14 protein-coding genes and 2 pseudogenes are annotated in these 20794 nt (G+C 44.7%); 10 read left to right on the top strand and 6 right to left on the bottom strand.

Translation table 11 applies throughout. The annotated features are described in order from the left end of the window. A pseudogene (locus QUB35_RS26425) lies at positions 1 to 1397 on the bottom strand (hypothetical protein); the annotation flags it as partial. Between the two features lie 142 nt (positions 1398 to 1539). Further along, the gene (locus QUB35_RS26420) at positions 1540 to 1701 is read right to left on the bottom strand and encodes a hypothetical protein (RefSeq protein ID WP_333144625.1); all 162 of its coding nucleotides are present in this window, start codon (positions 1699 to 1701) and stop codon (positions 1540 to 1542) included. A 144-nt stretch (positions 1702 to 1845) separates the two neighbouring features. Between QUB35_RS26420 and QUB35_RS26415 the strand changes: the two genes are divergently transcribed. The 7 genes from QUB35_RS26415 to QUB35_RS26385 all read left to right on the top strand — a co-directional run bounded on the left by QUB35_RS26415 (position 1846) and on the right by QUB35_RS26385 (position 11845). Next, on the top strand, positions 1846 to 6846 hold the full coding sequence (locus QUB35_RS26415) for a tetratricopeptide repeat protein (RefSeq protein WP_333144624.1): 5001 nt from the start codon (positions 1846 to 1848) through the stop codon (positions 6844 to 6846). 57 nt (positions 6847 to 6903) lie between these two features. Next, positions 6904 to 7962, top strand: a complete 1059-nt coding sequence (locus tag QUB35_RS26410) for a hypothetical protein (protein ID WP_333144623.1) — start codon at positions 6904 to 6906, stop codon at positions 7960 to 7962. After that, on the top strand, positions 7950 to 8897 hold the full coding sequence (locus tag QUB35_RS26405) for an NAD(P)-dependent oxidoreductase (protein WP_333144622.1): 948 nt from the start codon (positions 7950 to 7952) through the stop codon (positions 8895 to 8897). Before QUB35_RS26410 ends, QUB35_RS26405 begins: the two co-directional genes overlap by 13 nt. Beyond that, the gene (locus QUB35_RS26400) at positions 8894 to 9610 is read left to right on the top strand and encodes a class I SAM-dependent methyltransferase (RefSeq protein WP_333144621.1); all 717 of its coding nucleotides are present in this window, start codon (positions 8894 to 8896) and stop codon (positions 9608 to 9610) included. Before QUB35_RS26405 ends, QUB35_RS26400 begins: the two co-directional genes overlap by 4 nt. Beyond that, positions 9607 to 10257, top strand: coding sequence for an HAD hydrolase-like protein (locus QUB35_RS26395; protein ID WP_333144620.1), 651 nt, complete (start codon positions 9607 to 9609; stop codon positions 10255 to 10257). The genes QUB35_RS26400 and QUB35_RS26395 overlap by 4 nt, the downstream gene beginning before the upstream one ends. Beyond that, a complete protein-coding gene (locus QUB35_RS26390; protein ID WP_333144619.1) occupies positions 10247 to 10660 on the top strand; it encodes a sugar 3,4-ketoisomerase in 414 nt (137 codons plus the stop codon). Before QUB35_RS26395 ends, QUB35_RS26390 begins: the two co-directional genes overlap by 11 nt. Before the next feature lie 72 nt (positions 10661 to 10732). Continuing rightward, positions 10733 to 11845 carry a DegT/DnrJ/EryC1/StrS family aminotransferase gene (locus QUB35_RS26385; RefSeq protein ID WP_333144618.1) on the top strand — a complete coding sequence of 371 codons (1113 nt, stop codon included), beginning with the start codon at positions 10733 to 10735 and terminating at the stop codon, positions 11843 to 11845. A gap of 69 nt (positions 11846 to 11914) precedes the next feature. On the opposite strand, the pseudogene QUB35_RS26380 reads toward QUB35_RS26385, so the two are convergent. The 4 genes and pseudogenes from QUB35_RS26380 to nadD form a co-directional block, all read right to left on the bottom strand. Next, positions 11915 to 12706 (bottom strand): annotated as a pseudogene (locus QUB35_RS26380) (glucose-1-phosphate cytidylyltransferase). Positions 12707 to 12796: 90 nt separating this feature from the next. Continuing rightward, complete coding sequence (locus QUB35_RS26375; RefSeq protein ID WP_333144617.1) at positions 12797 to 13756, bottom strand: GDP-mannose 4,6-dehydratase; 960 nt, start codon at positions 13754 to 13756, stop codon at positions 12797 to 12799. 966 nt (positions 13757 to 14722) lie between these two features. After that, on the bottom strand, positions 14723 to 15742 hold the full coding sequence (locus QUB35_RS26370) for a type I glyceraldehyde-3-phosphate dehydrogenase (RefSeq protein WP_333144616.1): 1020 nt from the start codon (positions 15740 to 15742) through the stop codon (positions 14723 to 14725). 191 nt (positions 15743 to 15933) lie between these two features. Then, positions 15934 to 16650, bottom strand: a complete 717-nt coding sequence (gene nadD / locus QUB35_RS26365; protein WP_333144615.1) for a nicotinate (nicotinamide) nucleotide adenylyltransferase — start codon at positions 16648 to 16650, stop codon at positions 15934 to 15936. 620 nt (positions 16651 to 17270) lie between these two features. On the opposite strand from nadD, the gene murC reads away from it, so the two are divergent. The 3 genes from murC to QUB35_RS26350 all read left to right on the top strand — a co-directional run bounded on the left by murC (position 17271) and on the right by QUB35_RS26350 (position 20702). Next, positions 17271 to 18827 (top strand): UDP-N-acetylmuramate--L-alanine ligase, encoded by a 1557-nt coding sequence (gene murC / locus QUB35_RS26360; protein WP_333144614.1) that lies wholly within the window; start codon positions 17271 to 17273, stop codon positions 18825 to 18827. Between the two features lie 150 nt (positions 18828 to 18977). Then, on the top strand, positions 18978 to 19934 hold the full coding sequence (gene murB, locus QUB35_RS26355) for a UDP-N-acetylmuramate dehydrogenase (protein WP_333144613.1): 957 nt from the start codon (positions 18978 to 18980) through the stop codon (positions 19932 to 19934). A 417-nt stretch (positions 19935 to 20351) separates the two neighbouring features. Next, positions 20352 to 20702, top strand: coding sequence for a YbaB/EbfC family nucleoid-associated protein (locus tag QUB35_RS26350; RefSeq protein ID WP_333144612.1), 351 nt, complete (start codon positions 20352 to 20354; stop codon positions 20700 to 20702). Positions 20703 to 20794: the final 92 nt, after the last annotated feature.

Raw genomic sequence — 20794 nt, 5'->3', positions numbered from 1 at the left:
ATTGCTTGGGATTGTTCCAATTCGCTCTGAGTCTGATGCAGTTGTAACTGGAATTGTTCCAATTCACTCTGAGTCTGCTGCTGGATTGCTTGGGATTGTTCCAATTCGCTCTGAGTCTGATGCAGTTGTAACTGGAATTGTTCCAATTCACTCTGAGTCTGCTGCTGGATTGCTTGGGATTGTTCCAATTCGCTCTGAGTCTGATGCAGTTGTAACTGGAATTGTTCCAATTCACTCTGAGTCTGGTGCTGGATTGCTTGGGATTGTTCCAATTCACTCTGAGTCTGGTGGAGTTGTAACTGGGATTGTTCCAATTCACTCTGAGTCTGGTGCTGGATTGCTTGCGATTGTTCCAATTCACTCTGAGTCTGGTGCTGGATTGCTTGCGATTGTTCTAATTCACTCTGAGTCTGATGGAGTTGTAACTGGGATTGTTCTAATTCACTCTGAGTCTGATGGAGTTGTAACTGGGATTGTTCTAATCCACTCTGAGTCTGCTGCTGGATTGCTTGGGATTGTTCCAATTCGCTCTGACTCAGTTGCAATTGCAACTGAAATTCTGCCAATTCACTTTGAGTTTGCTGTAGGAGAGCCTTGTTTTGCTGGAATTCTGCCCGCGTCTCATAGGGCATATTGTATAACAGAGGACTCGGCTCGACATTTAATTTCAAGTGAAAGTCACTTGAAAGCTTGGAAAGCTCGATAACGGCGATCGCATTTGCTTGAGAAAAAGGCGAGCCGTATTCCACATAACTCAGTTCAAGAGCATCTAACTCTTCCCAAAGCACGTTAAAACCACGGTCAGTTGTTTCTCGGTCTATTAGCTTTAAACAATTAACTGAGACAGCCTCTTGAGGAATTCCATATTTTTTCCCTAACAGATATAAATACTCTTTACTAAACTGAATATACCATTCCCCGTCTATAAGTTTTCCAAAAGGAACGGTAATCAAGGCTTTGCCATCAGGAGCAAGTAGGTCGTATATCTTAGCAATTGCTTTTAAGGGACCTTCACGATCGCGGTTTTCTTCCTGCTCTCCATATCCACCCGAAGGATCTCCTTTTTGTCCAATGTGTTCGACTGTAGAAAGTGAGACAATCGCGTCGTATTTGTCTTCGGACGGCAGGTTCATTAAGTCTTCATTATCTACCCCTACTTCTACTTCAAATTTATCTACAATTCGTCTTGATGTTATACCAAGCGTTTCACTCAAATGATTTTCATAATGAGAGAGTACATTTCCAACTTCAAGTATGCTTGCTGGTTTTTGGAGAGCGGCCAAAAAGTTAAAAGCAATAGGTATCTCTACAGCTCTTTCGGTAGGGTTGTTAAATTTTATCCGGTTGTAATAAAGTTTTGTTTTATTAAAAGAAAACGTTCTTTTCCATTCTTGCATTGTGGATTCTCCGGTCTTTTCTACATTAAATTTAGTCGGATTTGAGAGTTTTGTGAATTGACGCAATTGATACTGCTACCGATTCCCTTCGACTCATCGGCAAGTCAACCGGATTTTCGCATAAATGATCCCCAAGCGCAGCTTATATTACCCGCATTTCCGTTAGTCTGTTAGGACTGGCTTGCGTCGCTATATGTTCCGTCAGGTTTAATCTCTCATCAAGCAATGTCCCCGCAATTTGTGGTAAGGAATGATTTTCACCTGTTGCACTTACCCAGCCCTCTGGCTGTTTGTGCTGCAACATCAAATACATCGCCTCTCAATAGTCCGGGATTCCACCACAGTTTACACTAAGGTCAGGTCATTAAGATTACATCTTGTCAAAGGTACACAACTTAGTGTAACCTGAAGTTGCTCATCAGCTTAGCACGATTGACAGTAACTCAAGATGGAAGCCAAAAAAACTGCCGTTGATTATTTGGACGAGGGCGATCGATTTCTAGAGGAAGGGAATATGGAGGAGGCGATCGCCGCCTACCACCGTGCCATTGAGCTAAATCCTGACCACTCTTGGTCACACCACAATTTAGGGGAAGCTCTAGCAAAACTTGGTCAATTTGAGGAAGCGATCGCAGCTTATCGGCACGCGATAGAACTCAACCCGGATTTTTCTTGGTCTTATCATCACTTGGGGGATGCTTTAGATCGACAGCAACAGTGGGAGGAAGCGGTTGTTGCTTTCCGCAGGGCCATTGAACTCAATGCCGAACATTTCGGGACTTACTGTGGCTTAGGGCAGAGTTTGGTGAAGTTGGGTCAGTTGGATGAGGCGATCGCTGCTTACCGCCGTGCCAGTGAACTTGAACCAAATGCAGATTGGATTCAGTATAGACTGGGGGAACTGCTACAACAGCGAACTCAGTTGGATTTGGAAGGGGCGATCGCTTCTTATCGCCGAGCGATTGAGCTAAATCCCGATGAAGGATCTTACTATAACTTAGCAGAAGCACTAGCAGCCCAAGGAAACACAAACGAGGCAAGCCTCTGTTACTACAAGGCTTTTAAGCTAAATCCCCATAATATGCAAGCTAATCAAAAACGCCCTCGGATTTATGATTGTTTTACTTTTTTTAATGAAATAGATCTTCTTAAAATTAGAATAGAGGAATTAAAGGATGTTGTCGATAAGTTTATTTTAGTAGAAGCCACTAAAACCTTTAGTGGCAATCCTAAGCCTCTATATTACCAAGATTTTATTCATGAATTTGCTGAATATCAGGACAAAATTATTCATTATGTTGTCGATGATATGCCAGAAGTGATCGATGGCGACAGGTGGCCTCTGGAAATTCACCAGAGGGATTGTATCATTCGACCTTTGAGAGTTATACATTGTGACGATGAAGATATTATATTGATAAGTGATTTAGATGAAATCCCGAAAAAAGAAAAAATAGGAGATGCTATCGAGCTGCTTTCAAATCATAAGTTTGTCATCTTTACCCATGATATGTATCATTATCACTTAGATGATTTTAAGAGTAATTGGTGGTGTGGTACAGTAGCGTGTAAATACAAAGATTTTAAAATTAGAACTGCAACCCAAGTTAGGAGGTCGGACGAAGGTTTTTGGAGTCCAAATTGGAAAGCAGCAGATATTAGAAAGGAAGGATTTCAACACCCTTACATTGAGAAGGGGGGTTGGCATTTAACTTATTTTGGAGGCACCAAAACAAGAAGGTACAAAGTGCAGAGTTTTGCTCATGCAGAGGGAGATAATTCTAAAGAAAAAGGAATTCCTTTGATAAATTATGATGTAGCAAGACCGACCAATGATGAAGAGTCTCTGGGTAAATACTATTACGATGTCAGAGATGTTGAAGGTAAAGATATACCAGATTATCTAAAAAATAATATCCGTCAATATAGACACTTTTTAAAGCCAAAAATGACGCAAATGGCGCTGGCTCATGCAGATTTGCATTTAGAATTAGCATTATATATATATAAACAAAATTTGGATATAGCCGTTAATCTGTGGTGTAGGGCAATGCAATTAAATCCCGAAATAGGGAAAAAAAGAAGCTTTTTATCGGAATTACCACCTGTAGATTATTTTAAAATTTCTCCACAACAACTGTGTAATCGCTCGGGGCAACTGATTCAAAATAAGGATGGCTATCAGTTGGTGAGTTGTTCAGAAGAAGGTCAATTAGTTTCTTTCGGTCCTTATATTAATGTGCCTGACGGGATTTATCGAGTCAAGATAGATGTTGAAATGGATACCAGAGAGGTGAAAGAAACACATAATCATCAGATTTTTGGCTTTAAATTTGATATAGTCACCGATCATGGTAACAGCGTAGCTTGGGACGAGAAGGTAGATATCCAAGATACTCAGATTGAATTTTATTTGGAACTAACGAATGCCCAAGAATTACAAGTGAGATTTTATTCTATGGGCAATAACTTTGCAATTAATTCTATCGAATTAGCGTTGCTTTATCGGCTACAACCAAATCAATCAATTAATTCGGACCAAGATTCCGGTAACAAACGAGACATGAATATTCAAGCTTACTTTGAATATATAAGGCAGAAAAATTTAGAGGAGTTCTTAGCTGAAAAAAAACACCATTCAGGAGAAGAAATATCAAAACCTTTTGAAGATTGTTTAGAGTTAGGAAAAAAAATAACTGAACAAGGATATTGGGAAGGGTCGATTAAAAATTACCGTCAGGCTTGTCAATTAAATCCTGAGTATTTTGGTTCTTATGTGGAATTAGGAAAAAGTTTAGAAAAATTGGATCAGCTAGATGAGGCGATCGCGACTTATCGCCGTGCCAGTGAGCTTGAGCCAGAGGCGGATTGGATTCAATATAAACTGGGGGAAGTGCTGCAACAGCGAACTCAATTGGATTGGGAAGGGGCGATCGCTTCTTATCGTCGAGCTATTGAGCTAAATCCAGATGCGGTGCAAGCCTATTGCAATCTACTGACAATTGAACCAGATAATTGGGAACTTTGGTGGCGCTTAGGCAAGGCATTCGTAAAACTAGAGGAATGGGAAAAAGCGATCGCTGCTTGTCAGAGAGCGATCGAGCTTAACCCAAAAGAAGCATTAATTCACTATGAATTAGGGGAAGTTCTTGAAAAACAGGATCATCAGGAAGAAGCTATCTTCTCATACCGCAAAGCTATGGAACTCGATCCATCTTTGATGTCAAATGATAACTCTCTGGGAAAACTCTTGGCTAAGTTGCTTCAGATGAAGCAATTCCCACCCCAGGAAAAATTATTTTTGCAAACAACAAATCACCTCACAGATGCAGCTTTTGTGCAAGAATCTTTCTGTACTTATCTGAAACGCTCTCTACAGGATGAAGGAATTGCAGAATTTCTGGAAGTTACCCGATCGCTGACACGGCAGCAAATACTTGCGAACATCTGCTGTTCCCAGGAATTTCAGTTGAGGTGGGGCTTTTGTTTATCCACAGCAATGTCACTATCTTTTGAGGAATTGCACTGGCATACAGGAAGCTTTTTTGCAAAACAAGGGCTTTGGGAAGAGGCGAGCGCAGCCTACCACAAAGCAATTATCCTCAAACCAGAAATCGCGATCGCTTACAGCCGTTTGATAGAAGATAGGGGCACGCAAAATGAAATAGATGAGCAATCCGCTTTAAGGTCGAGTTTTTTTAAGTCAATACTAACCAATCCAGATTCGTCAGAAATATACACTTGTCTAGGAAAATTTTTAGCAATCAGAGCTAGGTTTGGGGAAGCCATAGAAATGTATCAAAAAGCAATTTTGTTACAACCTGACTCTTCAAAACAGGGAGAAGTTTACTCAGAAATAGGACAAGCACTTTTATCTAGTCATCAGCTAGATAACGCTCTTGATTATTTTCAAAAATCACTTCAAACTAATCTTGTAAAAAAAGAAATATATAGCGCAATCGCACATATATATTCTCAAACTAATAATGTAGATTTAGCCATTAGTTTTTTTCATAAAGCTCTCGTTCTAGATCCAAAAAACTCAGATTACTATATCCATCTTGGTCATTCTTATTGCCAAATAAATAATTTAGAGTTAGCAATTAGCTGTTACAAAAGTGCTATAAAAAATCCCCCGGTACACCATCATGCCTATATGTCCTTGGTCAATTGCCTCATAGCACAAGGCAAGCCAGAAGACGCAAACTTTATTCTCAAAGAGTTAATTAGCTTAAATATCCCCTTACCTTACACAGAGAAGCTAGAAATAGCCCAGCTTATGCAAAAAGTGGGTTTGTCAGAAGAAGCAGATACCTATCTCCAAAAACGGCAAATTCATCCACCTATTCAAGACATAATTAACTCAGTAAAAGACTGGGCTGTTACTTCAAGTATACAAGTTAGTAACTATATAGAAATACACCCACCTCACATAGTAGAGTTTCCTAATCCACCGAGAACTATACATGAAGATTTAGATCCTAGAGTAGTTCTTCCCAATCAATTTGAATCTCCAAAAACCTTTGTTGTCATAGTGCCGCAGGGACGGTATTCTGCCTGGGATACTACTACAGCAGCTATTACTTCAGATAACAAGCTACTGAATGAACTTACTACGGACTTCCAAGATCCTCACAACATACCTGCTTACCATATTGAAGGTACAGTAGCTGCTTTATCAGCGAATACAGCAGGTAAGAGTTATTACCATTGGCTGTATGATATGCTACCTAGATTTGGACTGCTAGAGCTGAGTGATATAGATATAGACAGCATCGATAAATTTTTAGTCAGTGGGTATTTTTTGAACGCTCACAAAGAAACTCTGGAAGTTTTAGGCATTCCCTCCCATAAAATTATAGACTCTCTGACTTATCCTCATATCAAAGCAGATAGGTTAGTTGTTCCATCCTATGCAGGAATAGTCAACTATCCAACTAAATGGATAGTTGATTTTCTGAGGAAAAAAATTTTACCCCGGGCTGATAATTCCAAATCCGAGCATCCAGAGCGAATACATTTGAGTCGGGGCAGTGCTATGTACCGCAAAATAATTAATGAGAATGAAATGCTAGGTGTTTTGCAGGAGTACGGGTTTACGACTATAGATCCTGCTACCATGTCTATAGTTGAACTAGCTCCGCTGATGGCTAATGCTAAAGTTGTAATAGGTTATGGAGGCGGAAATGCTAACTTATTTTTATGCAGCCCTGGAACTAAAGTAATAGAACTTTTCTCCCCTTATTTCATAGGTCCTAATTACAGAATGATCAGTCATCATCTTGGTCTAGACTACTACTATTTGATAGGAGCAGAAGGTATTGTCTGCCCTTACTTGCGCCAAGTGATTTATCCCGGAGATGGTTATGTAGATAATCTGATCGAGATCGATTCCCTAAAGCACTTGTTCACCCTGGCTGGAGTCGAGCAGAGGAGGAGAGAACTCTGAGGTAAAAAATTAACTTAGGATTTTATGCTCGGTTACTGATGAATGAGGAAGAATTGAATGGCTAGGATTCTAATCGGAGGCTCAGGTGGGGCTCCATCTAACAACTTTATCCGCTCATTACGCGAATCTTCTCGTAATGACTATCTGCTCGGTATGTCTTGCATTCCTTCAGATTTATTCTTAGCAGATACCGAAGAAAAGTATCTGGTTCCTTATGCAGTAGCTCCTGAATATCCACAAGCAATACTGAGTTTATTACAGAAGACTAAACCAAACTTCTTACACCTGCAAAATGATTTTGAGGTGCAAGCTATCTCTCGCCTCCGAGAACAAGTTCAAGCACTGGGAGTCAAGCTTTTTCTGCCTACCTCAGATACTGTGGAAAACTGTATAGATAAGTACAAATCCTACCAAATTTGGAGTCAAGCTGGGATTAAAGTGCCTGAAACTATCCTGCTCGATACTCCAGAAGACCTAAAATTGGCATTTGAAAAGTTTGGTCAGAAGGTTTGGGTGAGAGCCGTTACTGGAGGGGGGGGACGTTGGGCACTCCCAACCGATAACTTTGATTTTGGCAAGTTATGGATCGATCGTTTTCAAGGTTGGGGTGAATGTACAGCAGCAGCGTGCCTAACCTCCCAGAGCATCACTTGGCTATCCATTTGGTACGAGGGAGAACTGGTAGTAGCACAAACCAGGCGACGGAGAAGTTGGAACTTTGGCAACCGTACACTTTCTGGAGTCACTGGAATTACAGGGGTTGCGGAAACCTGTTCCGATACGATTGTAGACCAAGTGGCTCAAGATTCTATCTTAGCAATTGACCCGAAGCCACACGGAATATTTGGGGTAGACATGACCTACGACCAACAAGGGTTGCCTAATCCTACGGAGATTAATATTGGTCGATTCTTTACCACCCATTACTTTTTTACTAAAGCTGGCTTAAATATGCCAGAAATCTACTCTAATATTGCTCTAGAGGAAAAATTCCCAACTCTTGATCGTAAAATTAATCCACTACCAAATGGCTTGGTGTGGATCAGGGGTATGGATGTGGAACCTGTGATGACAACTGTTGAAGAAATGGAAAAAATGGAGCAATGCCAGCTTTGAATTTATTGGATGGAAAGACAGTTTTAGTGACTGGTGCTACTGGGTTCATTGGCACTCATCTAGTGCGTCGTCTGTCCCAGAATCCGGCTATTCATCTAGTGCTTCTCACCAGAAAACCTTTGACCCAAAGTCAATATGGCATAACTTCGGTAGCAGCAGCTCTCGACCAACTGACCCCAGAAACATGGCAAGCAGCAGGCATAGAAAAAATTGATGTGGTACTTCATCTGGGCGCATTTACTCCCAAAAGTAATGATGCCATTAATGCGGTGGAACAGGTGTACCGAGACAACCTTCAAGGAACCCGCAGCCTATTAGAAAGTCTCCCAACTCCGCCTCAACGGATTGTTTTCGCTAGTACCCTTGATGTGTATGCCCCACTACCTGATGGCGTAGCTTTGAGTGAATCCTCACCAGTTGAACCTGGTAGTTTGTATGGGGTCTCAAAGCTATTTTGCGAACTATTGATTCGCTCCTATGCTCGCCAGCGAGATTGCAGTTGCGCTATTTTGCGTTACGGTCATATATTCGGTCCTGGCGAAGGAGCTTATAAGAAGTTAATCCCGCAGACTATACAGCGATTGCTCCGAGATGAAGCTCCAATTTTGTATGGGGACGGGAGTGCAGAGCGGGATTTCTTGTATGTGGAAGATGCAGTTGAAGCAACTTTACGAGCTGCTACTTCCGAGATTCAGGAACTCGGCCCCGTCAACATAGTGCGGGGAGGATCAAGCTCAATCCGCAGTATCACTGAAACCCTCATCCAACTTACTGGTTTTTCAGGGAGTATTCAATATTTAGCGGATAAGCCAAACGGACAGTCTTGGCGTTTTGACAGTATAAAGATGCAGGAACTTCTAGGAAAATGGAAACTTATTTCCCTAGAACAGGGACTAAAAGAAGAAGTTAATTATTTTCGGAGTTATAGCCAATGAGCCATATTGATGAACAAACCAGAGTTGAACAAATATCAGATTGGTATTTACGGGAGCAGCTTGATTTTGACAAGCGGTTAATCGGCTTCCGCTACCAAAGTCTGAAACCTCACTTGCAAGGGCCAGAAGGATTAGAACTCGGACCAGCAGAAGGCGAAATGACCCAATTATTGTTACAAGACTTTGCCAGATTAACCTCAGTAGAAGGCTCCGGCGACCTGTTGGCAAATATTCCTGATGCTCCTAATTTGTTAAAGGTACACGCACTATTCGAGGATTTTGCTCCCGATAAGCAATTCAATACCATTGTTATGGAACATATACTGGAACATATAGAGGAACCCGTGGCTTTATTGCAACGCGCCAAACAGTGGCTAGCTCCCGGAGGAAAAATTCTCGCAGGCGTGCCAAACGGTAATTCTATTCATCGGCTTGTAGCTGTCAAAATGGGGCTGCTGAAACACCCTTGCGAACTCAATGAACGAGATCATGCCTTGGGGCATCGCCGAGTGTACACACCTGAAACATTTAGGCATGACTTAGAGGCGTCAGGTCTTTGTATTGCTGAAATGGGCGGTGTATTTTTCAAACCCGTTTCCAATCAGCAGATTCAGGACAACTGGAACGAAGAGATGATTCAAGGTTTTTATGAATTGGGTAAGGATTTTCCAGAGTATGCGGCGGAATTGTATGCTGTTTGTGAACGGCCATGATTCAATTCGTTATTCTCGACCTAGACGGCCCCATTTTGGAGGGAAAATTTCGACATTATGCCTGTTATAGTCAAATCTTGAGGGAACAAGGCTATACACCAATTAGTTTGGAAAGCTATTGGCAGATGAAGCGAGAGCAAGTGAATCGCAGAGGACAGTTAGCTGCCTCTGGAGCTGAATCAATTTATGAACCATTCTTACAGGCTTGGCTGGAATTAATTGAACAGCCACAATTTCTAGCATTAGATCGGCCACAACCCGGTATAATAGATAAATTACAACAATGGCGCAATTCGGGACTTCAATTAATTTTGGTCACTCTGCGACGCTACCCAGAACGGCTTCATGCTCAACTGGTTGAATTAGGGTTAGATACTCTTTTAGATTATGTATTGCCGTGCGATCATCAATTAGGAGCAAATGGCAAAGTGGCACAGGTTAAAAAAGCAATTCCCCAGGTATCTCCTGAAAATTCTATTTGGATTGGGGATACAGAGGTAGATGTTGAAGCTGCCCGATTACTGGGATGCCCCATCTGGGGAGTTACCTGCGGTCTTCGCACAGAATTATACTTAGCATCGCTATCTCCTGATTTTTTAAGTTCTGACTTAGTAAGTATTAATTTGAGGTGTATAGATGGGAATTGAGCAATGTCGCATCATTGAATTACCCAAAATTTCCGATCCTAGAGGAAACTTAACTTTTGTGGAGGCTAATAGACATATTCCCTTTGATATAAAGCGGGTTTACTATCTTTATGATGTTCCAGGGGGATCGGAACGAGCGGGTCACGGTCATAAGCAATTGCAACAGCTATTTATTGCTATGTCAGGGAGTTTTGACCTACTAATAGATGATGGGCATGAAAAAAAGAAGTATCACATGAACCGTTCTTATTACGGCTTATATGTTTGTCCTATGATCTGGCGAGATCTTGATAATTTCTCATCAGGAGCGGTTTGCATGGTTTTGGCCTCTGATTACTACGATGAGTCCGACTATTACCGTGAGTATCAAGATTTTATTGAAGCTGTAAATCAGAAGAAGTGAATATGACCTCACAACAAATAATAAATTTCATTACCCACTCAATTTAAATATTTAACTAAGGAGCGAAGATCGATGCTTGTTCCCTTTCTGGATCTAAAAGCACCCTATCTCGAACTAAAGGAAGAATTCGATACTGCTTACCAGCAAGTAATGAACTCTGGCTGGTATCTGCTCGGGCAAGAATTAGAAGCATTTGAAGTGGAGTTTGCTGCATATTGCGAAGCGAAATACTGTATAGGAGTTGGTAATGGTTTAGAAGCTTTACACTTAATCTTGAGAGCTCTCGATATTGGTCCGGGTGATGAAGTTATCGTACCCGCTCATACTTACATTGCTACCTGGCTGGCAGTTTCCTATACCGGAGCTACACCAGTTCCCGTCGAGCCTGACAAAAATACCTATAACATTGACCCAGCACTCATCGAAATTGCGATTACAGAACGCACCAAGGCAATTTTACCAGTGCATCTTTATGGCCAACCTGCGGACATGGATTCAATCAATCAAATCGCAGCACGATACGGGCTGAAAGTGATTGAAGATGCTGCTCAAGCTCACGGCGCGCGGTACAAAGGTCGGCGGGCTGGCAGTTTGGGAGATGCTGCGGGTTTTAGCTTCTATCCCGGAAAGAACTTGGGCGCTTTTGGAGATGGGGGTGCAGTTGTAACCAATAACCATCGGGTGGCAGAGCGAGTAAAAATGCTCCGCAACTATGGATCTAAGGTTAAGTACCACAACGAAGAAAAAGGATTCAACTCTCGGTTGGATGATGTGCAAGCAGCTTGGCTGCGAGTCAAATTAGCCAAGCTAGACGAATGGAATGAGCGGCGGCGGCTGATAGCTAGTTTTTATCTTGAAGCTCTTGACGGTTGCCCGGGTTTGACATTGCCTTATGTGCCAGAGTGGGCTGAACCTGTTTGGCATTTATTCGTTATCTGTCATCTCGATCGTACCGCATTACAAAAGCATTTTTCTAATGCAGGCATTGGCACTTTAATTCATTATCCAATTCCACCACACTTGCAGTCAGCTTATGCTGAACTAAATTGGCCATCCCGAAGTTTAATAGTCTCGGAAATGTTAGCCAAGGAGGTACTCAGTATTCCTATAGGGCCTCATTTATCAAAAGAGGGTGTTAATACAGTTATTTCACAGATGCATTCCTTCGTGAATTTATCTCACTAATCGAGTTTGGCGACCCGTTTCTCAAGGAACCATTGAACTCAGTGATAAACACCAAACAATCTCCCATTCTTACTTCCTCTCCCATTCCCACACCTTCCCAGGAGCCTCTCTATTATCGGACAGCTCATTCAAATACTTATATTCCCGGTAAGTATCCATCACGAAAAACAAACCGCCGTGTCGGTAAGCCATTAATTGCCCTTCTGCAGCCAAACGCTGTAGCGGCTCTTGCTCTAAAACGCACTCATCTTCCCCCAAATAATCAAAAATACGGCGGTTGAGTATCATGTATCCCGCACTTGCCCAGCCGTCTACTTGAGGTTTCTCGACAAACTCCCGCACGCTGCCGGAATTGTCTACATCTAAAATTCCGAAGCGAGAAATAGGACGCACTGTCATCACAGTTGCCAGCTTGCCGTGGGACTTCTGAAAATCAACCAGTTTGCTAATATCTACATCAGTAACTCCATCCCAGTATGTCACCATAAAGTTATCGCGATCATCGATGTATTTCTCCACCCGCTTCACCCGCCCCCCAGTAATGCTTTCCGAGCCAGTTTCCGCCAGCGTCACCTTAAAATCTTGCTCGCGATGATCCTCGTGATAAGTAATGCAATTCTGGCTGCCCAAGCAAATAGTAAAATCATTATTCATCGCTTCATAATTGAGGAAAGACTCCTTAATCATGTTGCCCCGATAACCCAAACACACAAGAAAATTATGAAATCCTTAATGGGCATAGGTCTTCATAATGTGCCCGAGAATCGGACGCCCGCCCACATCAACTAGGGGCTTAGGACGAAATTCTGTTTCTTCTCGGAGACGTGTCCCCAAACCGCCGGCTAATATAACTACTTGCATTGTTTCACATCTTGAAAAGGGTACACAACCGCTGATAATTCACAACAGGTATTTATTGCAAACAAAGAGCTATTTTTTCAGAAAAAATCCTCACACCTTACCAATTCTCGCTTCCACCATCATCCGCACCACATCGGGCATTTTATATTTTGCCTCCCATCCCAACTTTTGCTTCGCCTTACCCGGATTTCCCCTCCCAACTGCAATCTCCGTCGGTCTGTAGAGACTCGCATCCGTTACCAAATGTTCCTGCCAATCCAAACCCGCAGCAACAAACGCTGTCTGCACAAACTCCTCCAAAGGATAACTTGCACCCGTAGCAATTACATAATCGTCCGGTTCTTCCTGCTGCAACATCAAATACATCGCCTCCACATATTCCGGCGCCCAACCCCAGTCCCGCTGCACGGAAATATTTCCCAAATGCAGTTTTTCGGAACTGCCCGCAGCAATTCGGCAGACAACAGATACAATCTTTTGGGTAACAAACCTCTCGGGCCGCAGGGGCGACTCGTGATTGAACAGAATACCAGAACACGCAAACAAATTGTACGCTTCCCGATAATTCGCTACTTCCCAAAATGCCGTTGCTTTCGCTACCGCGTAAGGACTTCTGGGGCGAAAAGGCGTATTTTCATCCGCTGCACTGCCTCCAGTATCCCCAAAACATTCGCTAGAACTGGCATTGTAAAGTTTAATTTTGCCGCCTGTAAACCGAATTGCTTCTAAGAGATTCAATGTGCCTGTGGCAATGCTTTCGAGGGTTTCTACGGGTTGTTCAAAAGACAGACCGACGGAACTTTGACCTGCTAGATTGTACACTTCGTCGGGCTCTATTTTAGCAAGCACTTGCAAAACGCTGCGAAAATCGTTGAGAGACATGGATTCTAGTTTTACTCTGTCTCGGATGCCCAAACGGGCCAGGTTTCCGAAACTAGACATTTGGGCGTCCCTGGAGGTGCCACAAACTTCATAACCTCGCTCGAGCAACAGTTTAGCTAAATAAGCTCCGTCCTGACCTGATATACCGCTAATTAACGCTTTTTTCATATTACATTTTGCTTTTAAAACTACACCGTAGCTGTTGCTATGGGAGCATCTCACCTTTGCAGCCCTCCGCTAGAAATTGGAGTTTTGAGGCAGGAGGCAGGAGGCAGGAGGCAGAAGGAAAGAGGAAGAAGGAAAGAGGAAGAAGGAAGGAGCCAGAAGAAGGAAGGAGCCAGAAGAAGTATTTTTACAAATATGAGATGCTCCCGTTGCTATTTTTCCAGGTTTTTAACTTTTATAGTCGGAATTTTTATTTTTTTAATATTTGGGATTTTCCCAGGATTTACCAGAGCAAGTTTAAGCGGTTACTACAAACAAACAACAAATTTATCATCAAGCAGACCCGAAAGCCCGATCGAAGTATTATTGCAAAAAGTTCGATGATCGATAGCTGGGAGTAGCAGCATAAGGATATCCTAGGGACACCGCACTGCCGTCTCCCACGGATATCGGGTAGGGACACCGCACTGCCCATAGGTGTCAACTTAACGTACCACCGATAGTCCGACAGGGGGCGTTGCTGAATACAGGTATGAATGGAAGATTTCCCAATTGCTATAAGCCCTCGGAGGCTGAGCTTTGTAACATCAAGCGAAAAGTTGCTTCATACCGTGAATCAGCAACGCCCGACAGGGGTTGAAACCCCTGCCTCAAAGCTAAAGTCCTCTGAAGAGGACTAAAAAACTCATTAGTCCTCTTCAGAGGACTTTAGCTATTAGACAGGGAATTCATTCCCTGGCGGACTAACGGGTGGGCGGGAGGACTGGTGGACAAAAAGCTTAAGTTAACACCATTGCCCACTGCCGTCTCCCTACCATATTTCATTTTGTACTCGCCAACTATCGACTGCCAAAAGTCTCTAGCGCTCGAAAACAGAAATAACCAGTCAGCTAGAAATCGACTCAAAAGTACAAAATATCAGCATTTTTTACCTTCTGCCGAATGACTAATACCTTCTGCCTTCGGGTACTAGGCTTCCCAACGTTCGGCGACCAATTCAGCCAAGTCAACCACCCGCTGACTGTAGCCCCACTCATTGTCGTACCAAGCCAAAACCTTTACCATGTCGCCATCCATCACCAGCGTTAAGCTGGAATCCAGAATCGAAGAAGCATCACTTCCGCGATAGTCGCATGAAACTAAAGGCAAATCGTTGTACTCTAAAATCCCTTTCATCGAGCCAGAGGCAGCTTCTTTGAATACTTGATTTACTTGCTCGGTAAAAGTCTTTTTCTCTACCTGAGCCACAAAATCAACTACGGACACATTGGGAGTCGGCACGCGCATGGCAATACCATTTAACTTGCCCTTCAATTCTGGAATCACCAAAGCCACAGCTTGGGCTGCTCCGGTAGAAGTCGGCACAATATTCATTGCTGCCGCCCGGGCCCGCCGCAAGTCGCGGTGGCTGGCATCCAGCAAGCGCTGGTCCCCAGTATAGCTGTGGGTAGTGGTCATCATGCCTTTGACGATGCCAAAATTTTCGTGCAGCACTTTCAGTACAGGAGCTAGACAGTTGGTAGTACAGCTAGCATTGCTGATGACAGTGTAGTCACTGTGCTTGTAGTTGTGGTGGTTGACTCCCATCACATAAGTGCCAACTTCAGAACCCTTGCCTGGAGCGGTAATTAGCACTTTTTTAGCGCCGGCAGTGATATGCTTCGATGCACCAGCTTGGTCAACGAAGACGCCGGTCGCTTCAATAATCAGATCAATACCCCAATCTTTCCAAGGCAAGTTTAGCGGGTTGCGATCGCTCACGCATTTAACTGTCTTCCCATTTAGGGTAATGGAATTTTCATCCGCACTGATGTCCACATTCTTCAACGTTCCCATCATGGAATCGTATCTGAGCAAGTGAGCATTACTTCTGGGATCGGAAGTGTCATTAATAGCTACCAACTCTAGCTGGCTGTTTTCTCTGCCCAGCCAGCAGCGCGCAAAACTGCGCCCGATACGTCCAAAACCATTGATCGCGACTCGAATCACTTTAGTACCTCCTAATGATGGCAGCCCCTAGCTCAGGCTTAAATTTTGGAAAAATTTAAGAATTGACTTATGAGACAAGATCATATCGCAAAGGTTGATCCTTTATAACTTTTTGTGTCGATCAAAAAAGCTTGAACTTTTCTAGAAGGCTGAAATTGCAAGGCAGAAGGCATTAGGCTTTCTGCAGCTGGTTACTGGTAAAGCTGATGGGCTGCAATATAAGTCCCGACAACTTCCGGGACTAAGTAGCGGAGGTCGATCCTTTCGGCGCAGCAGCGGCGGATGTGGCTCGACGAAATCTCGATCGCAGCCATCGAAAGCACATCCCAGCGCATTTCCACGTCCAAAAGAGCCATTTGTTCGGCAACTCGTCGGCCCACAGCAGTCGCCTGAACCTGCATCCTGTCCCCCCCGAAATCGAGGGGTTTTCCACCCGGACAATCTCCCCACTCGGACAGTCCCCCAATCTCCCCGGTTTCTGCTGTCACTCGATCTCCGTGACTCGGACGTGGGGCCACCAACCAGTCGCACAACCCGGCAATTTCGGCGCATCGGTGCCATTTGGGAAGAGTAAGGAGTGCGTCACTACCAATAATCCAGTACCAGCGATGATCGCCAGGATACAATTTTTGCAAATACAGCAGGGTGTCGATCGCAAAACAACTGCCTCTGGGATTTGCCGACCGCGGCGAAATTACGAAGTCTGGGCGATCGCCGATCGCCAAAGCCAGCATTTCCCGCCGCCGCTCAAAACTTGCCAAATCCGGGCGCTCTTTGTGAGGAGGAGAGCGATCCGGTACCCAAATGACTCGATCGAGAGCAAATTGACTCGCAGCCGTCTCGGCTACCAACACGTGACCCCAGTGAACCGGGTCAAAAGTCCCCCCCAAAATCGCTATTTTCCCCATATTTCCCCAAAATCAGGATTAGTAGAGACATCGCGCCAATTTTATGTTTATACACTTTTAACCGTAAACTCTATCGCTTTTCGACTTATTCGACTAACTGCATAACTTGGTATATATACAATTAAGTGAGAATACATATTATCTATAGTTGAGTTGCGATCGTGTCAATCTCTGACTTTCAAGAAAAAATAACCGTAGGAGTAGATAAATGACTACAAAATGAGCGAAATTTTGTTGTTCGTGGTAGTGTTTGTAAATCCTTATGGGTTTTACCCTCAATCTTGGTAGAAAGGTTGTGGGGCTTTTGCTGCCGTATCCCAGCACAGCAGGCGGATAGAAATAGAAAGAATGCAGGAGTATGCAACCACCCAAAATTAGTCTATTGGCACAGGCCCCAGACCCCGTTTTCTCTTACCTGCAATTTTCGAGCTGTGACTGTTCCGGAAAACTACTCGGTACTAAGTCATATAGGATACAAGACAAACATCTCTACAAGTCCCTCAAATCTAGGGACGCGCAGAGAATTTTGTACAAAATCTCTAGCGAACTGTATCCTGAAAAAACAATTCTTGATATGATATCGCGTGTTATTGGCGTGGTGTGGTGTGTGAGGAGCAAAGATGCCGAGTTCTGTTGATTTTAGCGGTAGACCATTTCATTTCATCGGCATTGGTGGGATTGGGATGTCAGCCCTTGCCTACATTCTAGCTAAACGCAAGTTGCCTGTGTACGGCTCCGACATTAAATCGAGTCACATAACCGAGCGCTTGCAAGGAATGGGAGCTCATATTTTTTGGAGTCAAGACGCCAGCAATTTTGAACTATTTCAAACGGCCCTTAACGGTAGCAGTCCCGACTGCGGGCAACAGGAAAGGGCAGTATCCTCGATAGTCGCGGGTACGGTAGGGACTTCTGTCGCGACAGCCAAAGCTGTCCAATTGAACGGCAACGGTTCAAGCGCCCAAGCAATTGCGGGATTGCCTCAAGTAGTATGTTCGACGGCTATTCACCCAGCCAATGCCGAATATCGAGCTGCTTTAGATTTGGGCTGTCCGATTTTTCATCGATCGGATGTGTTGGCAGCGTTAATTCAAGATTACCAAAGCATAGCCGTAGCCGGGACTCATGGCAAAACTACTACTAGCAGCTTAATCGGGTTCATGCTGATGGCTGCGGGTCTAGACCCGACCATCGTAGTAGGAGGCGAGGTAAATGCTTGGGAAGGCAATGCCCGTTTGGGGGAAGGCCCCTACTTAGTGGCCGAGGCTGATGAATCCGACGGTTCTCTCGTTAAGCTAGTAGCCAAAATTGGCATAGTAACGAACGTGGAACTGGATCATCCAGACCATTACGATACCCTTGACCAGGTAATAGACACTTTTAAGGTGTTTGCCCAAAACTGTCAAACCTTGGTGGGCTGCATTGACGACCAAATCGTCAAAGACTGCCTTGGGCCTCATGTCAGTTATAGCTTGCAGCCGGACAGCGGTGCTGACTACACGGCTTCGGGCGTGGAGTACGGGGCAGAAAGCACCAAGGCTCGGATTTGGGAGCGAGGAGTTTTCCTGGGGGAAATGGAGTTGAAGTTGCTCGGCACACACAATCTCAGCAATGCACTAGCTGCGGTAGCAGTAGGCCGATTGTTGGGGTTAGAGTTTTCGGCGATTGCCAAAGCGATTGCTGGCTTTGAAGGAGCTCGCCGCCGTTTTGAGGTGCGGGGCTTTCACAATGACATCCTGTTTGTGGACGACTACGCCCACCATCCTAGCGAAATTCGTGTCACCTTGGCGGCGGCTCGCTTGCGTATCGAAGGTAGCGAAAAAAATTCCAAATCCCGAAGAGTGGTTGCAATTTTTCAACCCCACCGTTACAGCCGAACTCTGACATTTTTGCCAGAATTTGCTCAATCTTTTGGGGATGCTGATTTGGTTGTGGCTTGCGATATTTATAGTGCTGGGGAACCGAATTTAGGAGAGATTAGCGGGCAGCAGGTTGCTGATTTGATTGCGAAAGAAGGCCGAGAGGTTGAGTTTGCGCCTTCCCTGGAGTCAGTCACTAAGTTTTTAACCAAAAATCTGCAACCGGGGGATTTGGCTCTGTTTTTGGGCGCTGGTAATCTGAATCAGATTATTCCAGAGGTGATGGCTTTTTATCAACAAGCCGATCGCCCCGATTAGCTCGCGAACTGAGTAGAGTCGATCGACATTATGGCGTTGCACGTTGGGCCGAAACTTCTGTCGGACGGCTCGCTCAAAGGGGCGACATAAGTTAGCTAAATGGATTTTAAACCACGTCTTCGAGCGAAGGTATTTTTAAGGATTTTCAAGATGGTGACTATCTCGAATGACTCCTCTGTTAAGGACAATCGGCGAGTGTATTCTCCTATTTCTTTGCGGGGAACTGATTGCAAGATTAACTCCCAAGTTTCGCTGGCGGGCCTGACTTCCTTCCGAGTCGGTGGCCCTGCCGAGTGGTACGTTGCTCCCCGCAGTATGGAGGCTTTGCAAGCGAGTTTTGCTTGGGCTGATTCTGAAGGGGTGCCTGTGACTCTGCTGGGTGCCGGTTCTAATTTGTTGGTGAGCGATCGGGGTTTGTCCGGTTTGGTCGTCGGCACTCGCTACCTGAAACAGGTGAATTTTAACCCAGAAACAGGTCAAGTTACAGCGGGGGCGGGGGAGTCAATTCCCCGCCTTGCTTGGTTGGCGGCTAAACGGGGCTGGAAAGGTCTAGAATGGGCAGTCGGCATACCGGGCAGCGTGGGAGGGGCTGTGGTGATGAATGCAGGCGCTCACAGAGGCTGTACTGCTGATATTCTGGTCAACGCTCGCGTCCTATCCCCTGGTGGCAAGGTGGAAATTCTGACTCCCCAAGAGTTGGAGTACCGCTACCGGACTTCGGTGCTGCAAGGGGGCGATCGGCTAGTAACAGAAGCGACTTTCCAGTTACAGCCGGGGTTCGACCGATCGCAAGTAATGGCAGAAACTAATGACCATTTCAGCCAGCGGCGGACAACTCAACCTTACCACTTACCGAGCTGTGGCTCAGTCTTCCGTAACCCCGGCCCCAAGACTGCCGGTTGGTTCATCGAACAAGCGGGACTGAAGGGATATCAGATCGGCGGCGCACAAGTAGCGCAGCGCCATGCTAATTTTATTCTTAACTGCGGGTCGGCAACGGCCAATGATATTTTTCAAGTGATCCGCCACGTTCAACAGCAAGTCGAGCAGCGGTGGTCGCTGTTGTTGGAGCCAGAAGTTAGAATACTGGGAGAGTTTCCCTTCTAAGGCATCATTGAAGTAATACGGAAACGGCAGACTGCCAGCCCACACACCATCACAAAGTAGTTGTCAAGAACCTCAGCCCTGACGGCATGAGGCTTGAAAGAGAAATCTAACAAGCCATCTTGACCCGCCTTGCGTCTTAACTGACTACGTTTTTTGAGTCACGACACCGGGCGAATGCGAAGCTAGTTCCCTGCTCTGTCGCTAGTAGTTAAACAGTTCTAAGGTCACTGGAACAGTGCTGCTAGCCCGCGCAAGCTCAGAAAACATTGGCAAAGCTAACTTTACCCCAGAAATGGGAGATTGAGGACAACCATATCCTCACGGGGGGGGCAACCATACCCCCCTACCCCGCAAGGGGATTAAAATTAAATGTAAAGCCGTCCTGTAAGGACGGGGTTTCAGACCCGAGGAATTTTGATGACAAAATCAGGACAGGGATTTGGCTTCGGCCTGGGCAAAATGAAAGAACTGACTGAAGCTTTCAAAAAAGCTCAGCAGGTTCAAGAAGGAGCTAAAAAGCTCCAAGAAGAGTTGGATGTCATGGAAATTGAGGGAACTGCCGGCGGCGGCTTGGTCAAGGTTTTTCTTAGCGGCAACCAAGAACCCCGCCGCGTGGAAATCTCACCGGATGCCCTCGGTGAAGGTGCTGATGTGGTTTCTGAACTCGTCACGGTGGCGATGCAGGAGGCTTACGCTAAGTCTACGATGACGATGCGGGAGAAAATGGAAGAACTCACCGGTGGACTAAATCTCCCCGGTTTCGGTTAGTCATTAGTCATCAGTCATTAGTCATCAGTCATTAGTCATTAGTCAATGGTGATGGATGTTTAATAACGGCTTGATAGCTAATGACTGGTTGA

Origin of the sequence: Microcoleus sp. B13-B6 (assembly GCF_036705405.1) — a bacterium.
Taxonomy (GTDB): domain Bacteria; phylum Cyanobacteriota; class Cyanobacteriia; order Cyanobacteriales; family Microcoleaceae; genus Microcoleus.
Note: the sequence above shows the minus strand (reverse complement) of the source record. Positions and strands in the feature narration are given on the sequence as shown.

Bases quoted from the DNA above. Each gene is read 5' to 3' on its own strand.
- QUB35_RS26420 (WP_333144625.1), bottom strand. From the start codon at position 1,701: ATGTTGCAGCACAAACAGCCAGAGGGCTGGGTAAGTGCAACAGGTGAA.
- QUB35_RS26415 (WP_333144624.1), top strand. From the start codon at position 1,846: ATGGAAGCCAAAAAAACTGCCGTTGATTATTTGGACGAGGGCGATCGA.
- QUB35_RS26410 (WP_333144623.1), top strand. From the start codon at position 6,904: ATGGCTAGGATTCTAATCGGAGGCTCAGGTGGGGCTCCATCTAACAAC.
- QUB35_RS26405 (WP_333144622.1), top strand. From the start codon at position 7,950: ATGCCAGCTTTGAATTTATTGGATGGAAAGACAGTTTTAGTGACTGGT.
- QUB35_RS26400 (WP_333144621.1), top strand. From the start codon at position 8,894: ATGAGCCATATTGATGAACAAACCAGAGTTGAACAAATATCAGATTGG.
- QUB35_RS26395 (WP_333144620.1), top strand. From the start codon at position 9,607: ATGATTCAATTCGTTATTCTCGACCTAGACGGCCCCATTTTGGAGGGA.
- QUB35_RS26390 (WP_333144619.1), top strand. From the start codon at position 10,247: ATGGGAATTGAGCAATGTCGCATCATTGAATTACCCAAAATTTCCGAT.
- QUB35_RS26385 (WP_333144618.1), top strand. From the start codon at position 10,733: ATGCTTGTTCCCTTTCTGGATCTAAAAGCACCCTATCTCGAACTAAAG.
- QUB35_RS26375 (WP_333144617.1), bottom strand. From the start codon at position 13,756: ATGAAAAAAGCGTTAATTAGCGGTATATCAGGTCAGGACGGAGCTTAT.
- nadD (WP_333144615.1), bottom strand. From the start codon at position 16,650: ATGGGGAAAATAGCGATTTTGGGGGGGACTTTTGACCCGGTTCACTGG.
- murC (WP_333144614.1), top strand. From the start codon at position 17,271: ATGCCGAGTTCTGTTGATTTTAGCGGTAGACCATTTCATTTCATCGGC.
- murB (WP_333144613.1), top strand. From the start codon at position 18,978: ATGGTGACTATCTCGAATGACTCCTCTGTTAAGGACAATCGGCGAGTG.
- QUB35_RS26350 (WP_333144612.1), top strand. From the start codon at position 20,352: ATGACAAAATCAGGACAGGGATTTGGCTTCGGCCTGGGCAAAATGAAA.